Here is a 14,675-nt window from a genome sequence, read left to right on the forward strand (position 1 = left end):
AATAAATTTGTTTTATTCTCTATATTATCTCACCACTTTTGATAAATTTTGTTTGTAATTCAGAATTCGTTAAAAATAGCTAATATCCTTTTTCAATAATCTGATTCTTACATAAACTGTCATTTGATGGACATATTCGTCTATGACCATCTCTTTCCCTTGTATATAGAGCATTCTTTTCAATTTCTGTTTTCGTCAAATCTAATTAACAGAGATATAAACGAAAACACATATTTTTACACTATTTCGATTTATATATACAAACTATAATTTTAACGTTTTGGGCTATTTGCTTTGCTTAAGTTGATTTGCATAGATACTACCCCTCTTTGAAATATTTCAGTTCAAAATGAAATAACATTTCAACATAGACTATCAATCTACCTAGACATTATGACAATCACTTTAAATATCTGAATTTTCCATATATTAAAGGATATTACTCAAACAACCTCGAATAATTGTAATAAATATACATAAGGAGGTTGAGCTATTTTGTTTCGTTCATTTACAAATGGATGTGTTGCCCTTGTGCAGCGTTTCTTACCAGAACCGTTTATTTTATCATGTTTATTAACTGTTTTCGTTATCTTCTTCGGTATGTTTGCAACGAGCCAAACACCTGTAGAAATGATTAATCACTGGGGTAATGGAATTTGGGGACTTCTCGCTTTTTCTATGCAAATGGCTCTTGTACTCGTGACAGGATCTGCATTAGCAAACGCTCCTCTTATTAAAAAAGGATTAACGAGAGCAGCGAAATTACCGAAAACAAATGGACAAGGTATTATTGCTATTTCAATCGTAAGTTTACTAGGAGCATACATAAACTGGGGATTTGGTATTGTTGTATCGGTTTTATATGCAAAAGAAGTGGCCAGACAGTTAGAAGGATTGGATTATAGGTTAGCAATTGCTTCTTCCTACTCTGGATTTCTCATTTGGCATGCAGGCCTTTCTGCTTCTATCCCTCTTACGTTAGCAACTGGCGGCGAAACGTTAATTAAAACGACAGCTGGAAGTATTAAAGAAGCGATTCCAATAACAGAAACGTTATTCTCACCATACGCACTCGTGCCAGTTATTATTTTTCTCGTTACGATGCCTCTCATTAACCGGGCCATGCATCCAGATGAAAAACATACGATAACTGTAGATCCTAGCGTATTCCATGAAGAAGCTGCCGCTCAAGAAGTAGGGAACAATACGTTCGCTGAAAAAATGGAAAATAGTATGATTATTACACTTTGCATCGGATTATTAGGTCTTATTTATATTTTTAACTATTTTAGTACGAAAGGCTTTAACCTTACACTTGATATCGTTATTTTTATGTTATTAATTGCCGGTCTTATTTTCCACCGTACTCCGATTCAATATATTCGCGCTTTCTCTGACTCAACTAAGAGTGCTTCAGGTATTTTACTTCAGTTTCCGTTCTATGCTGGAATTATGGGGATGATGATTGGAGTAAATAGTGAAGGTCTTTCGCTTGGAGGAGCTATTTCTACTTTCTTTATTAGTATTTCAAATGAAACCACATTCCCGCTCTTTACATTTTTAAGTGCTGGCATTGTAAATATTTTCGTTCCATCTGGAGGCGGTCAATGGGCAGTGCAAGCACCAATTATGATTCCAGCTGGCGCTGAACTTGGTGTACCTGCCGCGAAAACAGCGATGGCAATTGCATGGGGCGATGCTTGGACAAATTTAATTCAACCTTTCTGGGCATTACCGGCATTAGCGATAGCTGGTTTAAGCGCGCGTGATATTATGGGATTTTGTGTTGTTAACTTACTATATGCAGGATTTATCATTAGTCTATGTTTCTTATTTATTTAAACGAAAAGCTAGTTTTATACTAGCTTTTTTATATAATAAATCATTCATTATCTATACAGCTTATTACCTTCCTCCACTCTACCTCTGCATGATTTAATGCTTCATATGTAAACAAATCTTCACATACTTTTTCAATCATATGAGGATTGTTCTTAAGGAAATTCCACTGCAATACTTTAGGAAGAACATACGTTTCATATTCTTTACTTCCCTTTATTACCTCATCAACTTCTCTTTCACAAATCCCTCTTATTAAATAATCATTTCTTAATTGTATTTGAATTTGTTGAAACGTTTCGCTGTATTTCTTCAATTGGACTAAACAATTAATATACGTACGCAAAAGTTCGTCATCACAATTGCAACACTTTATAATACGATCGATTTCATTCATAATGTACGAGCCGCTTCTTCTATTTGTAACAGCCATTTTTCACGCTTCGTTACTTTACTCGTTTTCACAGATTGAAAAGTAGAACGTTTTATATCGCGAATACCACAAAAACGCAAAACCCCTCTTTTCATCATAATCCAATCCGCTGATCGATATAATAGGGCCACGTACCATAACGGTGAGTCTAACGTATTAATAACCCATGCTTTCTTTCCTTTAAATAAGCCTTTCGGTAATGACCCCTCATATTTATAAGCAAATCCAGCTACAAAAATACGATCGATAAATCCTTTTAAAATAGCAGGCATGCCCCACCACCATATCGGATATATGAAAAGAAGAATATCCGCTTTCTGCACTAATTCTCTATATCGCTTCGTCTCTTCTTCATTTAGTAAATCACGTCTTTTCTTCTCTTCATTAAATACAAGCACTGGATCAAATTGTTCTTTATATAAATCAAGTAGCGTAACAGAATGATTTGTTTCCTCAAGTCCTTTTTGCACATGCTCTAAAATTGCCCCATTAAAGCTTGAAGGATTAGGGTGAGCATATATAATTAGTACGTTCACTACAAAACAACTCCCTCTTTAGTTAAAGTTTCCCCTTCTTTAACATCGTCTCTACAATTTGCACATTTTTCGAACTTTGTAACAAACGATTTAATACTGTTAGTAACTCTTCTTTTTCTAAACCTTTCAATTGCTCTTTAACTGTACTCTCACCAGCACCTTGAATTTCATACACAACTGCCGCCATATGTTTACAATAATTTTCATAAGGACACTCGCAGCTACTTTCTGCAAAATCTTCAAGATCAATAATCACTTCATAATTCCCTGCATTTCCAGTAACGAAAGCAAATACTTTCTTGTCGTGTATTTCAACATCTTCTACATGTCCCTCTTCATAATATTCATATCCTCTATCTATAATGTACTTTGGAATCCATTTCATTATATCTTTTAATAAGTATGCATACATCACAACACCTCTTCCTCTAATTCCCTTTTGACTTCCAAAATCCTGCATGTTATTCTAATAACTGTCAAGTAGCGAGTCTACGTGACAAAACGACTGACACCTATTCGGCGGAGGTGTCTCTTTTCATTTGCAGCCGATATGAAGTGCCTCTTTCAGGCACATTCAATCTTTGACACTACACACTCAACACCATTCCCTTGTATCAGGCTGCTTTAGCAGTCTTTTACTCTACATACTTCAAAAAAAAGAGAGCTCAGCTCCCTTTTCCCGCTTTATAAAATACCCCTTTTTCAGCATAGCGATATTCATCATCAGCTAAAGTAATTTTCCCATCCAGTTTGAGTTCATCTAATAGTCTTGATAAATAAAATTGATGTAACATTTTTTTAGTGAATTTTCCTTCATGATGCGAAACGATATGTTCTTGAATATCTAACAATGATATTGGCTTATCTTGCTCTATCATATATTCATAAACTGTACTACGCAGTTTTACGTATTTTTCGAGTGTCACAGTACTTCGCAACCCCTTTCTTCTTATTATATGTTTTCGTAATCGGTTTTTTTGCAACAAAAAAACCTCTCCGATAAGAAGAAGTTACGTATATCTTCGTCTTATCTCCCAGAACAAATATGTTCTGCTGGAATTAGCACCTGCATCGCGGTTGCTGGGTTTCATCGGGCCAGTCCCTCCACCTCTCTGGATAAGAAAATATTCACTTTAAATTTAACTATACGTAATTTTATTATAATTGTCAAATAAATATAAAAAATTATATTTTCTTCTTTATTGTTCATACTACAAAAAGATGTACAAAAGGAGGCTACTACTTTGAAAAAGAATGCTCGTGGATACGTACAAGATTCTTTTCATTCCTTACAAGAAGCGAAACATTGTTTAGAAGATGCATTACAGACTGTTGAAGAAGATTTTAATCGCGCACGTATTGAACAATCCCTTTACGCTGTAGAGCAAGCTCTTCAACGTTGCGATTACACCGTTCACATTTTAGAACAAGAATGAAAACTTCCCATCAAAAGATGGGAAGTTTGTTTCAAATGGCATACTTCATCATTATTACCGTTATTATTAAAAAATATACAGAATTAACAATTTCTAAAATCCCTACTTTTAATATAGAAATCTTTTTGCCATACAACATAATGGCCCGAATTACACTTGGTACAAATATGAGTGAACACCATGGATTTATAGCAAATACAATTACCGTTAATACAATATGGTATCCCCAAGATATAAAACGATACTTCGGATTATTTTTTTCACGAATCATCGTTTTCACATAAAACGTACTTCCTAAAAAATATAGAAATGAAATAAGCGTAATGAATAATGCTGTTTTATCTATTAATTTCATGGAGAAATAATAACTGATTAAACCACCTATACAAAACACTATAATCGCACAAACATCATTTAGTAATGCTCGTTCATTTTTTTGACGAGCGTAATACATATTTACAATAAACAATGGAATCATTAATACTGCGAATAAAAGAATTCGCCATTCATATAATAAAGAAATCATCCCAAATACAAATGCAATGATAAAATAAATAATTGCAGCGTGTAGAAATTCTTTTTTTCGTCTTTGCCTTATGTACATGAGAAATGGATACGTAGCTAGATAGATAAAGAACCAGGCTAAAAACAATGGGATATGATAAAAAGTAGGTTTACCAAGTAATACACTTAATAGAAATGGTATGACAAGCATCGCCCATGCTCCATGTTGCTTCGGAATAACTAACTTCATTAACTATACACCTCCCTCTTGAAAATAGTTCTCACCTACTATTATACAAATAAATTCATATAATAACGGACATATATTGAATCTATTTTTTGACAATAAAAAATGCTCCTTACAATATGTAAGAAGCATGAAAGAGGCAAACGAATATGTAAGTCGCGACCCTACCTTATATGAGTATGCTTTTCTATGTCACGTTATGCTCATCTAATATACCGTATTTCTTTTTAAATCTTGTGAGGATCGTAATCCATGACGTACTAAATAGCAGAAGGAAAATAACATTCGATATCGCGTGACTCAGATCAAAGTAAAAACTTGCGACATAGTAAGCAATAACTGTTTCCCACGTTGCTTCCTGTATAAAACCAAGAAGACCCCAAAAATTCATAATCCAGCCAAATAGAAATCCAACGGCAAATCCGTACAACAGTCTTCCCCACAGTTTTTTCATTAAAAATGTATTACGTAATAATCCAGCTATAAACCCGATCATGCCCCAAGAGAACATTTGCCACGGCGTCCACGGACCTTGTCCTAAAAAAATATTAGATACAATAGCCGCCGTTGCCCCAATCATAAAGCCAGTTTCACTCCCAAAAACAATTGCAGAAACGATAATGACAAAAGAAGTCGGTTGTACACTTGGTAAAATAGAAAATGGTACCCGGCTAACCGCTGCAATCGCCGCTAACACAGCAACGATAACAATTTCACGTGAAACAAACGCCTTCCTTTCAAAACGAATATAGAAAGGTAACATAATGACAGCTAATAAAAACAAACTACTTACCATGTAATACCCGTCCATAATAAAAGTCGTAAAGAGTAGTGTACATATTACAACAGCAAAAATAAATATTATGAATGCAACATATCGTTTGGACACGCTTCGTACACATCCTCCCACGTTAATGCAAATGGCAACTCTCTACGGATGAATCGATTAATAGATGTTGTATAAAAGAAGTTACCACTAAAGAACTCTTTCGGTGCATCATTCATAATGACTTTCCCGTCAAATAACATCATGCACTGATCAACGTATTTCGCTGCAAACTCAATATCATGCGTTGCCATTACAATTGTTGTACCTTCTTTTTGCAACTGTTTAAATAGCTCTCCTACTCTTTCCTTTTTCCATGGATCTAGTCCCTTTGTCGGCTCATCGAGTAATAATAAAGTTGGCTTTGATAATAACGTTGTACATAATGCGAGTAATTGTTGCTCTCCGCCGCTACAATCATGTGGATGGCGCTCTTTAAGTGAATCTAACCAGAACTTTTTCAACATTTCTTCTGCTATTGTTTTTCCCTCTTCACCATATAATTCACGCGCACGCTCATAAACCTCTTCCCATACTGTATCAAAAGTAAAATGATAGTACGGATGTTGCGATACGTACCCTATACTTTTAAATCGTTCTTTCGAATCAATTTTATGTACCACTTTACCATTCCACTTTACCTTACCTCTTCTAGCTTTCTGCAATCCTGCTAAAATCGTTAACAGTGTAGACTTCCCGGTTCCGTTTTTCCCAACTAGAGCTGTCCATTTTCCCTTTTCGATGTTCACTGTTAAATCTCGTAAAATAAGTGGACTATTTTTTTCATATTGAAAAGATATATGTTCTGCACTTAAAATTACTTCTTGCTTTTCATAGTGTTCTACTTGCCCATTCCTATATGATATCGCTGAAAAATCATTCATTTTCATTTGCGCTTCTCGCACTGTAAATGGAATCTCTTTCACATTCCACTCTAAAAACAATCTTGGAATTTGTGGAATGAATGGACGTAACTTTTCTACTTCCCACATGTTCGCTATCACATTTTTAGGAGTATCATCATAAATGATTCTGCCATTATCCATACAAACAACGCGTGTTGCGAGCGGTATAACTTCATCTAAACGATGTTCACTTAAAACTATCGTAATTCCGAGTTCTTCATTAATACGTTTTAATAATCCTAAAAACTCTTTCGCAGCAATCGGATCTAGTTGTGCTGTCGGTTCATCCAGTAATAATAGTTTCGGCTGCATGACTAACACCGCAGCTAAATTTACAAGTTGTTTTTGACCACCAGATAAAGTATGAACAGATTGATGTAACAAATCTTGAAATCCTAAAAAGCTAATGAGTTCCGCTATTCTTTGTTGAATAATATGTGATGGTAGCCCGATATTTTCTAAAGAGAATGCTAATTCTTGAATAACGGTATCCATTACGATCTGATTTTCTGGATTTTGAAATACCATACCAATTTCTTGGGCAGATAATAAATCTGGTACTTCTTCTAATAAAGCACCATCATAATATGTATGTCCAGAACGCGTGCCAATTGGAAGTAACTCCTTTTTAAAATGTTTTAATAAAGTTGTCTTCCCAGAACCTGAACCGCCAGCAAGTACTATAAATTCTCCTTTTTGAACAGAAAGAGAAATATGCTGTAACGCTTCTTCATTTTCATCAGTATATATAAATGATAAATTCTTCATTTCTGCATGCGCCACCATATCCATTCCGATACGATAAACTTAACTAAATCTATACAATTTAATCAAATTTACACAAGTTAGTGCTTCATCGCGTTCTCGCAACCCCGAAGGGACGAGAGGTATAACACTCCACACAAGGCAGTATCGTTACCTCCTATTATCAAGCATTTATTTTACCCATCTTGATAAATTTATCGAAGCATTTAAATCCCTATCGTGATGGCTATTGCATGGAACACAGTTCCATTCACGAATCTTTAAACTCCACTGTCCTTCTGGTTGAACTGAATGGTCGTATTTAACTCCACAATTTGAGCAAATCTTGCTTGAAGCGAACCATTTATCAGCTTTTACATATGCAATGCCGTACTTCTCACACTTGTATGATAAACATTGAAAGAAGAAGTTTAATTTTTGAAATGAAAATGCTTTCGATAGTTTTTTGTTTTTTAACAGGTTTGAGATATGTAAGTCTTCCACAACAATCCTCATTGGTTTGGTTTTCACCAATTTAGCTGTTGCTTGATGGATATGGTTATTTCGGATATTCGTAATTTTCCTAGATAACCGCAGGTGCTCAGTTTTAGCTTTTTCATATCCGGCAGATTGAAATTTCACACCTTTTTTAAATCTCCTAGACATATCTCTTTGCGCTAACTTTTTCCTTTTCAAAAGTTTTTTAACCTTAGCATCTTTGTTTATATTTCGTTCTTTCGTACCATTAGAAGCTACAAATAACTCTTTTAAACCAACATCCACACCAATCGACTCATTGGTTAGTTCTTGCGGTTCGAATTCTTCTTTGAACCCTACACTAATCCACCAGTGACGACCATCAAATGTAACTCTTGGATTTGATGGTTTTTTGTTTCTTGGTAGTTGTTGGCTTGTTTTCACTTCTCCAATGGACTGAATATCAACTACTTTCTTTCCTATAATCAGTCTTTCATAATTGGCATAAAATCCTTGGATTAAATCTTTTTTGGTTTTATAAGAAGTGTGATAGCCATTTTTGTACTTTTCGAACGAATTTTTTCTCGCCTTGTCAAAATCTTTTGAAGCCTGTTTGGGAACTTGTGCGTTGATGTCTTTTAACCACTCATATCGCTTTCGCTTCTTGATCTTTGTAAATCGTTTCTGTAAAGCTAACTGTGAAACAGATTTTCCAAATAGCTTATAGTATCTATCACTCATTCTTTTACAATAGTTATAAGCGAATCTTGAAGCTCCAGCATGGTTTCTAAGCACTTTTTCTTGTTCAGGCGTTGGAATCAATCTGACTTTCTTCGCCAATATCATCAGAAGTCAACTCCTTGATTATCTGTTTGGTCTTTTTAGAGCGCTTGCCTTGAAGTTTACAACTAAATACTGTAATGATTTGAACAAGGTCTTCTACGACCTCCTGTTCTTCTGTTTTAGCAGTATTGTCAATTACTTCAATCGCTGTTCCATGTAGTTGATAGATCTTTTCAACCAACTCATAACCGAACCTCACAAGTCTATCTTTGTGCATGACAACAATTTTTTCAACCTCATTGTTCTCAATGCGTTCAATTAACTTGTTAAAGCCTTTTTTCTTATAGTTGATTCCAGAACCAATATCTTCGATAATTTCAAATTGATAACCTCGCGCGATAAGATAATTGCTTCATTCTATCGACTTGTCTTTCTAGGTCGTTTTTTTGACTCGAAGAACTGATTCTACAATAGCCAATTACTGTGCGATTATTTGGGCGCTCCCCTTTTAGATAATGAAAGATTTGTTCTTCTGAATAGTAGCGTGTTCCACCAGCAGTCACCTTTTCAGGTACTAATTCACCGCTTTTGTGCATTCTCCTAAGACTACTAGGATGCAAACCTGTTAATTCCGATACTTGACTAACTCGTAAAAATTTCATTATTATTCTCACCTCATTGGATTTACCATAGCACATACGTTCGGTAGATTCAACGAGATTTGATAGATTTAATTAAATTTATCTTGTTCAACTAAGGGCGCAAGTCCTTAGCCAGTTCTCTTATGAACTTCTCATGTTTTCACATGAGCGCAGACTATATGTTTATCTCTTTAGAGATAGAGGATTTTTCCATCACCATAGGCTTGTGATGTACTCTCGTCAGTTATACGAGATAGTCGTTGAACGTTCATCTTATCAATTTTAACTTAGATGATTCGATGCGGAAGACCCATTGTTCTAGTGTTTAGGATTTAACCTTGCACCATCTGATTGATTTTTTCTGCTTTCGCAACATTCACGCTCACCATTTCTAGCCACGTTGTAGTTCAATCAGCTTTAGGGATTGCCCGCAGTTAACCCTCACTACTAGCCAATCACTTGACTAGCAGGGCTTACTGCTATATTTAATTAACTTTAGTTATAATTGATTAAATAAATCGTAACAGTTAGTTACCCTTCCTTCCATCATAATTGGTAAACTAATAAACATCATAAATAGGAAAAACATCATTCCATCATATTGCTGGAATAGTATTGATTCCACTTTCGGATAAATGATCAATTTCCCTCCGCCATAATAACTAAATATGAATGAGGCTATAAATAGAATACTTAAATAACTTAGCGTGTACCAATCGCGTCTTTCCATTCTATACCGAATATAAGTCGTACGTTTCGTTACACCAAATCCACGAGCTTGCATAGAATCTGATGTTTGTAGTGCATCTTCTAACGAACAAACTAATAACACTTGCAGTAATTTCATCCCATTTTTTATACGCTCAATGAGTGAACCTGAATCTAATTGCACACCTTTCGTTTTTTGAACGAGTGTAATTTTCTTTAACCGCCTAATAAACAAAGGAACAAACCTCACTGTAATCATCGTTAACAATGCTACTTTCGGTGAAATTCTTGAAAATAAATATAAAAATTTATGACTCGAAATAATATCGTTATAAGAAGCAAACGTAAACATAATCGCAACTAATAATAAACCCATAACAAGTCCATACATACAGGCCTCAAGCTTAATCCGGCTATCTCCTAACCAAAATAACGTAGTCGCCCCTCTATGCGTTAATAAAGAATTAAATAAAATTACCATTAGAAAGAATACGATAGTACTTGGCAGCATGTTTCTTATTTTCTCGCCATTTCCTTGTACTATATTTAAGATTACTATTAGTATAATCGCTCCAATTAAAAAAAGAGGATGAAGACACATCATACATAGTATCATCACCCCAATATAATAGAAAAAATTAACAAAAGGATGTAAAGAAGAAAAGCTTATTTTCATAGTCCTTTACCGAAGATCCTTTCCTATTTTAATACAAACACCCACTCGATTGTATCGCCTGGTTTTACTTTAACTACACCAGCACTATAGTTTGGAAAAGCACCGTTCACACGATATTTCCAGCCACTAGTAGCAGTAATATCTTTCTCGTATAAATCATTAATACCTTTTACATAAATATCACCTTTAGAGCCCATTGCATCAACCTCTAGTCCTGTACTCTGTAGCACACTGTAAACTGTGTCGCCTTCTTGTACATCAACCTTTTTCGCACCTAATAAGTATCCTTCATGACCTTTTACGGAGATAGTGACTTGTTTCGATTGCGGTTTCGGTACTGGTACTGGTTTTGGTGGTTCAGGAGTTGGTACTACCGGAGTCGGTATCGTTTTCTCCTCTTTATTCGGATCTTCCTTTTGCTCCTGCTTTGGTGTTTCTTTTGGCTGATTAACAACCTTTGCTTCTTCTTTTACTTCTGGTGCTTTCGGCTGCTGTGGTTTCTCTTCTTGTACTTTTTGTTGCTCTGGTTGTTTATTTGCAGCAGGCTGTTCCTTTGGTTTCTCTTCTTTCTTTACTTCAGGTTGTTCCTGCGCTTTTTCTTCTTTCGGTTTCTCTTCTACTTTTTGTTCCTGTTTATCTTTCTGCTCTTCTTGTGGTTTTTGTTCCGGTTCAGCTTGCTTCTCTTCCGGTTTCGGTACATCTTTTTGTTCTTCCTGTTTCGCTACTTCTTTTTGCTCTTCTTGCTTCGGTTCTGCCTTCTTCTCAGGTTTTACAGCCGTTTCTTCACATCCGGCTAATAATCCCAATGAAAGAACTAAAGAAATGAACCATTTCATCTTACTCATGCTGTCCCTCACCTTTCATATTAAAGTGAAACTTTAATGAGTGGAGATTTTGTTCATCCCCACTCATTATTAGCCCTCACTTTTATAATAAAATTAGGAGCAAATGATTGCTCCTAATTTTTGTTAAGCTGCTTTACGTCTCCATAATACATATGCAGAAGCGATACATAATACACCCATACCTACTTGTGTAGCTGCACTATGAGAAGATGCTCCTGTTTGTGGTAATTGATTCTTATTCTTGTTTGTTTCTTTATTAACTCGTTCGTTATCTACAACAACTTTTAGATTTTCATCTTTTGGTTGTTTTTGTAACTCTTCTTGTTGTTTCGGCTGTTCTACAACTTCTTTTTCTTCTACAGTTGTCTCTGGCTCTACAATTGGTTTCGTATCAATTTCATTCTCTACTACATTTGACCAATCATAAATCGATTTTCCAAGATCTTTAAACTGAAGTAACGCTAAAAATGCTTGCTCTGTAGCCATTCCGCTACCTTTTTGATCACTTGGTAACCATTTAAACTCACCATTTGGAAGCTGGTATGACATTAAATTTTGTACTGCTTTATTAAGACGATCGTGATCTACATCTTTAACTAGCGATAGTCCAATAATTGCTTGTGCAGTACTATTAGAATTCTCTTGTCCATCAGCGGTAAAACCACCATTACCTAGCTGCTGCTTGTATAAATAATCAACAGCTTTTTGAATAGCTGGCTTTACATCTGCTTGATCTTGATAAGGAGCTAATGCTGCTAATACCATACTTGTTACATCAACGTTACTAGCACTTTCTTTACTACTTGAACTATCATATGTCCAGCCACCGTCTGTATGCTGCGCTTGTAAAAGTGCTTGTACTAAAGCAGCTCGATTCCATTTTGCTTCGGCCGGAATCTCATATTTCTTTGTATCTAATGCAAGTAATGTAAATGCGTATCCTGTAACAGAATTCACTTTATCTGATTCAAATAAATTTTGTACTAAATTTTGTCCCTCTACCTTTGTAGGATCAACATTCATTGCATTCATCATAATAATCGTTCTAGCTAAATCTGTTGCTGAAAAACGATTTAAACGCTTCTTAACCTTTTCAGCTACTGGCTTAACATAGTTTATTTTCGTTTCAAGCGGAACATTTACACCTGAACGAGCAAGTCCAATCGCAACCCAATCACTACCAATTCCATCTTGTAACATCTTTTCTGATGTTTTAGAAATCGCTTCGTTTAATTGTGCTGCTGGAATTTCAACTTTCTCTTCCTTTGGTTGTTCTGTTACTTTATCTTCTGGTTTACCATCTGGTTTTTCTGTTTTCGGTTCCTCTGGTTTACCATCTGGCTTTTCTGTTTTCGGTTCTTCTGGTTTACCATCTGGCTTTTCTGTTTTCGGTTCTTCTGGCTTACCATCTGGCTTTTCTGTTTTCGGTTCTTCTGGTTTACCATCTGGCTTTTCTGTTTTCGGTTCCTCTGGTTTTGGCTCTTCTACAGTTTTACAAGTGCCAAATTTATCTAACGTTTGTTGCAACGTTTGTTGACTCATATTGCTCCAGTCTGCAACGTAACGAAATGCAACAACATCCCCAGACTCTAATTTATAACTATCCGCCCCAACTTCTGCAGATTTATCATTTACATCATACAACCAACCGCTCGTTGCTCCGGCCATTAATCCATCGATGCCCTTTATATACGTTCCAAATGACATACTTTCAGATGTTACTTTGTCACCCATAACTTTTTGTAACAAACTAAAAGCTGTTTCTCCATCTTCAATGGAAACTTCTTTCGGACATAACATAATTCCTTTTTGTGATTCACCAATAATTGCAAGTTTCGCTGTCTTTCCTTCAGCAAACGTAATATGTACTGTATTCGCAAAAGAAACAAATACAAGTGCCACTGCCATTAATGATGTAAGCAGCCATTTCTTTAACATTGCCATCCCAAAATTCCCTCCCTTTACTAACATTCACACAAAAAAAGACCCTTTAAGGGTATGCGGTTGACACTCTCTTTTTGTAAGTGTCGAACAAAAATGTACAACACCTCCTACCCGCATTATTCGCGGCTATATTTGTATAGGAAAAATAATTTCGTTTATGAACGCACCATTGTGATAACATTCACTTTTCTAGGCAAAATTTAATCCCTTTTCAAGTTATCCCGCTATTCGCCGAGCAGTAAGACCCCCACCTCAAATTCAGCGAAAGCAAAGAAGTTAAGTGGGGATCAACTGCCCGTAAATGCCCGATTGGTGAAGGCTAATAATCAGTGTGGATGAACAAAATCCCCACTGATTAAAGTTTCACTTTATCGTAAATCGATAAACCTATACATTCTGTAATTTTTAAATTCTGTATTATTTTACTATTGACAAAGAATTTTGTCCATGCTTTATCGGATTTATTTTCTAAGAATAATAGCTTAATAGCCTTCCATTATTAGAAGTCATCCCTCACTATGTAAGCTTTTATCACTAACTATAATTCCATCTTCATCTACATAAACATATTCATTCGGTTTCCATTCGACTTCACCAAATTGCAATGAAATATTTCGCTCTCCTTTTCCTTCTTTTACACTTCTATTTGGCATCGTCCCTAACGCTAAAATACCAATATTAATATTTTTTAATTCACTAGAATCGCGAACATATCCATTTACAATAATCCCTGCCAACTTTCTTTCTTCCGCAATAGCTGCCAAATTATCACCGAGTAACGCACAATTTTTAGAAGCTCCGCCATCAACAACTAATACCGTTCCTTCTGGTAATGTTTGCAATCCTTCCTTCACTAGTACATTATCATCCTTCACTTTTACCGTTGCGATTTTCCCATAGAATTGTTTTTTCTTCCCGAAAGACCGAAAAGACTGGCGACATATTTGTAATTCCTTTTCAAATTCATCACATAGATCCGTAGTTTTCCACATCTCTTTCCCTCTTTTCTTTTCCTTTTATATTACATATTCTTGGATTTTTTTCGTTTCCCTGTCTAATGCTGCAAGAATTTGTATGTGCAGAAAAAGGATAGAAAAACTATTGCCTTAAGAAGCCACCTTTATTATAATC

14 protein-coding genes, 1 pseudogene and 1 riboswitch are annotated in these 14,675 nt (G+C 35.4%); of the genes and pseudogenes, 2 read left to right on the forward strand and 13 right to left on the reverse strand.

Annotated features, from left to right (window positions below; all coding sequences use genetic code 11):
* Positions 1–495 precede the first annotated feature (495 nt).
* The gene (locus QCI77_RS16635; protein ID WP_002128252.1) at positions 496–1,842 is read left to right on the forward strand and encodes a short-chain fatty acid transporter; all 1,347 of its coding nucleotides are present in this window, start codon (positions 496–498) and stop codon (positions 1,840–1,842) included.
* A 40-nt stretch (positions 1,843–1,882) separates the two neighbouring features.
* Here the strand turns inward: QCI77_RS16635 and QCI77_RS16640 are convergent, their stop codons facing one another.
* From QCI77_RS16640 to QCI77_RS16655, 4 genes are all read right to left on the reverse strand, one after another.
* Positions 1,883–2,236 carry a hypothetical protein gene (locus QCI77_RS16640; RefSeq protein ID WP_002165385.1) on the reverse strand — a complete coding sequence of 118 codons (354 nt, stop codon included), beginning with the start codon at positions 2,234–2,236 and terminating at the stop codon, positions 1,883–1,885.
* Positions 2,233–2,808 carry an NAD(P)H-dependent oxidoreductase gene (locus tag QCI77_RS16645; RefSeq protein WP_002142490.1) on the reverse strand — a complete coding sequence of 192 codons (576 nt, stop codon included), beginning with the start codon at positions 2,806–2,808 and terminating at the stop codon, positions 2,233–2,235. The genes QCI77_RS16640 and QCI77_RS16645 overlap by 4 nt, the downstream gene beginning before the upstream one ends.
* Before the next feature lie 22 nt (positions 2,809–2,830).
* Positions 2,831–3,268, reverse strand: coding sequence for an SWIM zinc finger family protein (locus QCI77_RS16650; protein WP_002033243.1), 438 nt, complete (start codon positions 3,266–3,268; stop codon positions 2,831–2,833).
* Between the two features lie 205 nt (positions 3,269–3,473).
* Positions 3,474–3,794, reverse strand: a complete 321-nt coding sequence (locus QCI77_RS16655) for a hypothetical protein (RefSeq protein ID WP_002110869.1) — start codon at positions 3,792–3,794, stop codon at positions 3,474–3,476.
* Positions 3,795–3,832: 38 nt separating this feature from the next.
* Positions 3,833–3,931, reverse strand: a riboswitch (SAM riboswitch).
* A 121-nt stretch (positions 3,932–4,052) separates the two neighbouring features.
* On the opposite strand from QCI77_RS16655, the gene QCI77_RS16660 reads away from it, so the two are divergent.
* Positions 4,053–4,244 (forward strand): hypothetical protein, encoded by a 192-nt coding sequence (locus QCI77_RS16660; RefSeq protein WP_002084448.1) that lies wholly within the window; start codon positions 4,053–4,055, stop codon positions 4,242–4,244.
* Positions 4,245–4,275: 31 nt separating this feature from the next.
* Here the strand turns inward: QCI77_RS16660 and QCI77_RS16665 are convergent, their stop codons facing one another.
* From QCI77_RS16665 to rraA, 9 genes and pseudogenes are all read right to left on the reverse strand, one after another.
* Positions 4,276–4,998: a YwiC-like family protein gene (locus QCI77_RS16665; RefSeq protein WP_113770819.1), complete on the reverse strand. Its 723-nt coding sequence runs from the start codon at positions 4,996–4,998 to the stop codon at positions 4,276–4,278.
* 184 nt (positions 4,999–5,182) lie between these two features.
* Positions 5,183–5,884, reverse strand: coding sequence for an ECF transporter S component (locus QCI77_RS16670; RefSeq protein WP_002142494.1), 702 nt, complete (start codon positions 5,882–5,884; stop codon positions 5,183–5,185).
* Positions 5,857–7,518, reverse strand: coding sequence for an ABC transporter ATP-binding protein (locus QCI77_RS16675; protein ID WP_113770818.1), 1,662 nt, complete (start codon positions 7,516–7,518; stop codon positions 5,857–5,859). Before QCI77_RS16675 ends, QCI77_RS16670 begins: the two co-directional genes overlap by 28 nt.
* A 144-nt stretch (positions 7,519–7,662) precedes the next feature.
* Positions 7,663–8,793, reverse strand: coding sequence for an RNA-guided endonuclease InsQ/TnpB family protein (locus QCI77_RS16680; protein ID WP_353825251.1), 1,131 nt, complete (start codon positions 8,791–8,793; stop codon positions 7,663–7,665).
* Positions 8,753–9,392 (reverse strand): annotated as a pseudogene (locus tag QCI77_RS16685) (IS607 family transposase). The gene QCI77_RS16680 and the pseudogene QCI77_RS16685 overlap by 41 nt, the downstream one beginning before the upstream one ends.
* Positions 9,393–9,870: 478 nt before the next feature.
* The gene (locus QCI77_RS16690; RefSeq protein WP_353825252.1) at positions 9,871–10,755 is read right to left on the reverse strand and encodes an energy-coupling factor transporter transmembrane component T; all 885 of its coding nucleotides are present in this window, start codon (positions 10,753–10,755) and stop codon (positions 9,871–9,873) included.
* 23 nt (positions 10,756–10,778) lie between these two features.
* A complete protein-coding gene (locus QCI77_RS16695; protein WP_353825253.1) occupies positions 10,779–11,600 on the reverse strand; it encodes a DUF4430 domain-containing protein in 822 nt (273 codons plus the stop codon).
* Between the two features lie 123 nt (positions 11,601–11,723).
* Positions 11,724–13,544, reverse strand: a complete 1,821-nt coding sequence (locus tag QCI77_RS16700) for a DUF4430 domain-containing protein (RefSeq protein WP_002192771.1) — start codon at positions 13,542–13,544, stop codon at positions 11,724–11,726.
* A 506-nt stretch (positions 13,545–14,050) separates the two neighbouring features.
* On the reverse strand, positions 14,051–14,536 hold the full coding sequence (rraA, locus tag QCI77_RS16705) for a ribonuclease E activity regulator RraA (RefSeq protein WP_353825254.1): 486 nt from the start codon (positions 14,534–14,536) through the stop codon (positions 14,051–14,053).
* Between the last annotated feature and the right edge of the window lie 139 nt (positions 14,537–14,675).

Origin of the sequence: Bacillus cereus group sp. MG9, from assembly GCF_040459995.1 — a bacterium.
Taxonomy (GTDB): domain Bacteria; phylum Bacillota; class Bacilli; order Bacillales; family Bacillaceae_G; genus Bacillus_A; species Bacillus_A mycoides.